This is a genomic window from Mesorhizobium sp. M2A.F.Ca.ET.037.01.1.1, assembly GCF_003998075.1.
GTDB lineage: Bacteria > Pseudomonadota > Alphaproteobacteria > Rhizobiales > Rhizobiaceae > Mesorhizobium.
Map to the genome: position 1 here is coordinate 1 of NZ_RZSA01001130.1, position 1,937 is coordinate 1,937.

Here is a 1,937-nt window from a genome sequence, read left to right on the forward strand (position 1 = left end):
CATCTCGGGCGCGGTCGCTGGCCTAGTGGCGGTGACGCCGGCCTCCGGCTTCGTCAACCCGACCGGCGCCTTCATCGTCGGCATCCTCGCCGGCGTCATCTGCTACATCTCGGCGGTCAAGCTCAAGCATGCGTTCGGCTATGACGACTCGCTCGATGCCTTCGGCGTGCACGGCGTTGGCGGCATCGTCGGCGCGCTGCTCACCGGCGCGCTCGCCGATCCGACGATCAACGCGCTCGGCAAGGACGCCTCTGTAGGCAAGCAACTCTACGGCATTGTCTTCACCATCCTGTGGACGGCGATCGCCACCTTCGTGATCCTCTACATCGTCAAGGCGCTGGTCGGCCTGCGTCCGTCGACCCAGGAAGAGGTCGAGGGTCTCGACGTCACCCAGCACGGCGAAGTGGTGCCGTAAGGCTGCCTTTGCCCTTTGCATGGGCGCAATTCCGGAGGGTTTCATGCCTTCCTGGAATTGCCCCGAGGGCCGGCGGATCCTCCTCCCGCCGGCCCGGAATTCCTCCCAAGATCCCGTCGTGATGTCTCGAAAGGGCTCACGCCTTGAGGCCCGGAACACCCTTCCGGGCCTCCTTTTTTGTCCAGAGCCCGAAGCCGACTGCAAGACGGCCTGGGCGGCGACGCCCAAGGACAAGCAAGACAAGATGATAAAGGAGTGCCAGGACGCGGCGATGAGCAAGCCTCACGCCGAATTCTGCGCCAATCTGATGGCGTATGGCGGCGCCAACAAGTGATGCCCGAGGTCGGGTCCGAAAAGGCCTGATCGTTTCGGCGTTTCAAGCAAAAAGGTGGCGGGCTTCGCGGCTCGCCACCGTCGTTCCGCGCCATCTCCGGTAAAGGTCCATGGTTAATGCGGCCTTAACCTTCCCCCCGATAGTCTGGCGTTCGAATCTGCCGGAATGCGCCATGCGCCCGGCCAGGCAACGATCACGGGGAAGAGCATGCGTTCAGGCGCCTCAGCACCGCTCGCGCTGACCGATACGGGGCACGGCATCCAGGCATTCGCGCGGCGTCAGGTCGGGCGGCTGGCCGGCGCCGGGCTGTTCCTGTTCACCGCCTTCGGCATCGCGGCTTTGGCCACGTGGAACGTTGCCGACCCGAGCTTCTCGCACGCCACCAGCAACGTCGTCACCAACGCCATGGGTTATGCGGGTGCGGTGTTCTCCGACCTTGCCATGCAGTTCTTCGGTCTTGCCGCCGTGGCCGGTCTGGTGCCCGCGGTTGTCTGGGGCTTTCTGCTTTTCACCGCGCGCGGCGTCGACAAATTGCCGAAGCGCGGCTTCGCCTGGTTCGGCTTCGCGCTTCTGGCCGCGGCCATCGCCGGCTGCGTGACGCCGCCCAACACCTGGCCGCTGCCGACCGGGCTTGGTGGCGTCTTCGGCGACATGGTGCTGAAGATCCCGGGCATCGCCGTCGGCGGTTACCCGAAAGGGCTTTTCGCGACGATCATCGCGGTCGTCCTCGCCGCGCCGATGTTATGGCTGTTTGCCTATGGCTCGGCGCTGATCGCGCGCAAGAACGGCTTCGCCGTCATGGAGCGCGCTGCTGCGCCCGATCCGCGCGAGCAGGACGAGATGCTGTTCGACGAGGATGAGGACGAGGGCGACGAGGGCATCCTGGCGCTCGGCGCCGTCACCCATTGGTGGCTGTCGTTCCGCGCCTTCTTGCATCGCCGCGCCGAGCGCCGCAGGCGGGAGCGCGACGAGTTCGAGCCGCCGATGCAGCCCAAGTCCAGCGCATGGCGGCGCGCCGCCGAGCGCGTCGAATCGGCCGAGTTCGCCGAAAGCCGGGTGAGCCCGGGCGGCCGCGCCCGTGTCGAGCCGGAATTCTTCGCCGCCATGGTCAACGACCGCAGCGCTTCAGTCGATCCGGCGGACCAGGATATTTTCGAAAACGAGCAGGACGAGGACGTCGACCTCGAC

2 protein-coding genes and 1 pseudogene are annotated in these 1,937 nt (G+C 66.1%); all 3 read left to right on the top strand.

The genetic code is table 11. The annotated features are described in order from the left end of the window. Positions 1 to 415 (top strand): annotated as a pseudogene (locus EOA27_RS34235) (ammonium transporter); the annotation flags it as partial. 43 nt (positions 416 to 458) lie between these two features. Continuing rightward, the gene (locus tag EOA27_RS34240) at positions 459 to 749 is read left to right on the top strand and encodes a hypothetical protein (RefSeq protein WP_127258477.1); all 291 of its coding nucleotides are present in this window, start codon (positions 459 to 461) and stop codon (positions 747 to 749) included. Positions 750 to 956: 207 nt separating this feature from the next. Then, positions 957 to 1,937: DNA translocase FtsK 4TM domain-containing protein (locus tag EOA27_RS34245; protein WP_189562252.1), on the top strand; the 981-nt coding region annotated here is incomplete at its 3' end.